Genomic DNA, 3,298 nt, shown 5'->3' on the forward strand with positions numbered 1-3,298 from the left:
GCAAGCTGACCAAGGCGATCCAGGCCCACGGGTGGGGATCGGCCGGACCGGCGAAGCCGCGCTGACGGCATGGTAGCGAGGGCGGCCGCACCGGCATGATCCGATCCGAACTGGTCCAGCGCCTCGCCGCTGCGAACCCGCAACTCTACGCGAAGGACTGCGAGGCCGTGGTCGATGCCATCATAGGCCGGCTCGCGGACGCCATCGTGGCCGGCGATCGTGTCGAGCTGCGTGGGTTCGGCTCCTTCACTGTCGTGGAGACGCGGGCACGGATGGGGCGCAATCCGCGGTCCGGCGCCTCCGTTGCCGTCGAGGCCAAGGCCAAGCTGGTCTTCAAGACCGGTAAGGATATGCGGGACCGGCTGAACCCGAAGGCGACGGCGCCACGAGCGATGACCCCTTCCACGAGGCCATCGAAGCTCTCTGCTCGCTCGGCATGTACGTCGAGCCGACCGGCGACGACCTGAGCCTGTGGCTCGTGAATGGCGAAGAGATGACCCACGCGGGCCTGATGAAGCTTGCCGCGCTGATGGGGTTGGTGGTCGGCTCGGCGACGATCCAGTGAGCGTTGGAGACGACGCCGTCAGTCGCCGCCACCGCCTCCACCACAGCTGCCGCCATCACTGGATCCTCCGTCTGAGCAGCCATATCCGGCGTCGCTCGATGACGAGCCGTAGGTCGGCGAACTATCAGACGATGTTCCAGTACCTGAGCCAGACGCCCAAGATGGGCCGAGGCCCCAAGGGTTCTTAGAGCGGAGCCAGCTCGGCCGAAGGCTCCAGAGCGTCAGCGCAAAAACGAAGCACAAGAGGAAGGCTTCGACACCCTGCTTCCTGTCCATACACGCACCTCATCGGCTGTGTCCGGTCGGAGAATGATAACATAGCCGGCCGAGCGGCCAGAGACCGCGTTGCACAGCTTGAGTTCGCCTCCTATCCCCGGCGGCCCACCACCGGCGAGTCCCCATGGCATAACCAGCACCAATCCGACTTCCGCTCGCCTTGACCTTCCCACTGTTGGAACGTTTAGAGCCGGCCGCCATCAGGACAATGTTGAGGTAGGAGAACAACATGCGGCACGCCTTGGGATTGTTGGTGGCAGCGTTCGCGGTGGCACTAGCTGGAAACGCGATGGCCCAGGATCACGATCACATGCACATGGGTCATTCCCCGAAGGATAGCGTCGACACACCTGCCACGCGCGAGTTCAAGGCGTCGCATGAGCAGATGATGAAAAACATGGCCGTACCCTATACGGGTGACCCGGACGTAGATTTCCGCCTGCAGATGATCCCCCACCATCAAGGCGCAATCGATATGGCAAAGGTCGCGATGCGCTGCGCAAAGGATCCCTGGAGCCGTCAGCTCGCCGAGTCGATCATCGTGGAGCAACAGCGCGAGATCGATCAGATGCAGGGATGGCTCCGAAGCCACGGTGTGACCATCGACTCCATCGGCGGTCATACCCACATCATAGGCCCGAACTCGTTTAGGAGCCTGTCGCCGGAGGCCGGAACTCGAAGCGAGGCTGCAGGGGCCTCATGGGTGCAGGGGTCTGGCGTTCGATAGCGATCAGCGCTTGCGAGCGGGCGAGATCCAGATGTCGCTACGCCAGGCGTCATCCGGGTGGACCACTGCGGAGCGCTGATGACCAGCGGCAGGCCCGTCCCCCGATCCGATTACGGAGGACGGGTTTTTCGCATGTGTCACCAGCGAACCGGTCCTGAGCCCGGCTTGGGGGCAAGGTGCCCAGTGGGTTAACCGGAGATCAATGGCGCGACGCTTACCGGTTCCGGGATGATGCAGCGCTTTGATCCTAGTGATTGTCGGGAGGCCGAACATGAGGCCATGCGTATCGCAGAGCCCGCTTTGATCGGGTTTTTTCTGCGAATTTTAGATCTCTGAATTACTATTTCCCGAGCGCCATTGAAACTTTTCCATTCCTGATTTCGTCTCACCGTCTAGTCGGTGGCGAAAAAGAATGATCAGGAGGAAAATATGCTCGTTAGATTTATAGCTTTCGGCATGATTATTGTGGCTTCAACGCCTACGATAGCGCAGGAGGCTCAGAAGCCATCCGTGACGGAACAGCAGAGAAAATCCGTCGGTGACGAGAAGGCGGCAAAGATCCGAGCATTGATTGAGAAGGCAAGGATCAGGCAGCAAGGGATTGATCGGCAGAATGAGAATTTGTGGAGCCGCTGGACGTATGCGGTCTGTATTGGGTGTGGGCCGGCAGCGGGGAAAATCCGCTCAGTGCGAACGAACCCCCTACGGGTCCTGATGGGCATTCCTGCCGCTGAGGATGACGCTCGTGCTTCTCGCGGGAGACGGAACGTATGAGGTGCAGGTGGCTCGCGCGGCGTGCACTTCCTGACCGACAATGCTTTTATGGAAAGTCGGACGCTTCGGCCTCGACCGCCATAGAGTCGTTCCAGACGTTCGAGCGGCCCATGAAGCCGGGCGGCAGCATAACATCGATCTCCTCCCCCGTCAGGACCCCGCGGGCCATCAGAGCCTCGGCTACGCGTTCAATGTTGGCGCGGTGTCTGCGGACTAGAGCGCGAGCTGCACGGCGCAGGCGCAGTCTGACTCGAAGCGCCTTTTCGTTGGCGCGCTCATTGCCTGAACCAGCTGCTATGCCGCGCAGCTACTATGTCCACGCCTCACGCCACACGGCTCGGAAAGTCGTGCGCTGTTCGGCGGCTTGGATCGCGGTGGAACAGCGAGATCGGCTCCTGCGGCAAGGCTGGAAGGTGATCGTCCGCGATGCGCTTGGCGACAAAGTGAGCGACGACGATCTGGTCGCCTCGATGCTCTCTGAGGGACGCGGCTCCGAAGGACCCTAGCTGTGTCCTCGACCGGAGCGCCTTCCTAGTAAGCTCGAAACTAAGCCGACCTCTTCGCCGTAGAGACCAGAAATGGCATCTGCGGAGAACCGATCTTTGCCCAAGCCGCATTACATTGTCCGACGCAGCCGGTCCGGCCGGTTCAACTTCGCGCTGATCACCGAAGCCGGGCGCTTCACGGGGTACGTCACGACCTCGGTTGAGAGCGGGTCAAACGACGAGATGAAACGGCAGGCTCAAGATAAAATCCGTGCGCTCGCTGAGAGCTTCGCTGAGGCTACCAGCCTCGCGTTCAAGGCGGAGGATGGGGCGGCGAACGAGACTGTGTAGGGCGGTGACAAAACCATCCACTGGAGCGTCGGCGGGGTGCTGATGCGGCCGGGGTAAAAGCCGGCCAGTGGAGAGGCTTCTCTTTCGGGAGGGGCCCAGGATGTTTGCCGTGGAAGTCTA

The 3,298-nt window shown here is 61.5% G+C and carries 5 protein-coding genes; 4 read left to right on the forward strand and 1 reads right to left on the reverse strand.

Annotation, left to right across the window (positions count from 1 at the left end; translation table 11 throughout):
- Positions 1 to 95: 95 nt before the first annotated feature.
- From FV223_RS23625 to FV223_RS23635, 3 genes are all read left to right on the forward strand, one after another.
- Positions 96 to 467 (forward strand): HU family DNA-binding protein, encoded by a 372-nt coding sequence (locus FV223_RS23625; protein WP_147729268.1) that lies wholly within the window; start codon positions 96 to 98, stop codon positions 465 to 467.
- Entirely contained in the window at positions 437 to 565 is a 129-nt protein-coding gene (locus tag FV223_RS32465; RefSeq protein ID WP_281406287.1) for a hypothetical protein, read from the forward strand. Before FV223_RS23625 ends, FV223_RS32465 begins: the two co-directional genes overlap by 31 nt.
- Positions 566 to 1,070: 505 nt before the next feature.
- Entirely contained in the window at positions 1,071 to 1,568 is a 498-nt protein-coding gene (locus tag FV223_RS23635) for a DUF305 domain-containing protein (protein ID WP_147729270.1), read from the forward strand.
- 820 nt (positions 1,569 to 2,388) lie between these two features.
- Here the strand turns inward: FV223_RS23635 and FV223_RS32470 are convergent.
- Entirely contained in the window at positions 2,389 to 2,511 is a 123-nt protein-coding gene (locus FV223_RS32470) for a hypothetical protein (RefSeq protein WP_281406286.1), read from the reverse strand.
- 433 nt (positions 2,512 to 2,944) lie between these two features.
- On the opposite strand from FV223_RS32470, the gene FV223_RS23640 reads away from it, so the two are divergent.
- A complete protein-coding gene (locus FV223_RS23640) occupies positions 2,945 to 3,178 on the forward strand; it encodes a hypothetical protein (protein ID WP_147729271.1) in 234 nt (77 codons plus the stop codon).
- Positions 3,179 to 3,298 lie beyond the last annotated feature (120 nt).

The sequence above is a fragment of the Methylobacterium sp. WL116 genome, from assembly GCF_008039455.1.
Taxonomy (GTDB): domain Bacteria; phylum Pseudomonadota; class Alphaproteobacteria; order Rhizobiales; family Beijerinckiaceae; genus Methylobacterium.